Annotated in this window: 1 protein-coding gene; it reads right to left on the bottom strand. The window is 66.9% G+C overall.

Annotated features, from left to right (window positions below; all coding sequences use genetic code 11):
* Positions 1–239, bottom strand: a 239-nt coding sequence (locus tag HKX41_13265; GenBank protein ID NNC25104.1) for a polysaccharide deacetylase, incomplete at both ends; no start/stop codon positions are given.

The following is a 239-nucleotide window of genomic DNA, read 5'->3' as shown; positions in this document are numbered from 1 at the left end:
TTTGTTTTCGCCGATCGCCCAGCGGTGCAGCCAGCTCGGGCCGGCCGGGCCGGTATAGGCGTCGGCGCGTTGGTAGGCTTTGTCGCGCATGGCTTCGTCCAGGCCGATGAAGCGGTAGCCGCGTTTGCGCGCCATCGCGATCAGCTCGCCGTAGGTGTCGGCGTTGAGCGCGTTGGCGTGGATCAGCCAGATCTGCGGCAGGTTGTAGCCGAGCAGGGCCTGCGACTGGCGCTCGTAGT

The sequence above is a fragment of the Salifodinibacter halophilus genome, from assembly GCA_012999515.1.
In the GTDB taxonomy this organism is placed as follows: domain Bacteria; phylum Pseudomonadota; class Gammaproteobacteria; order Nevskiales; family Salinisphaeraceae; genus Salifodinibacter; species Salifodinibacter halophilus.
This window is presented reverse-complemented; position numbering and strand designations above follow the sequence as displayed.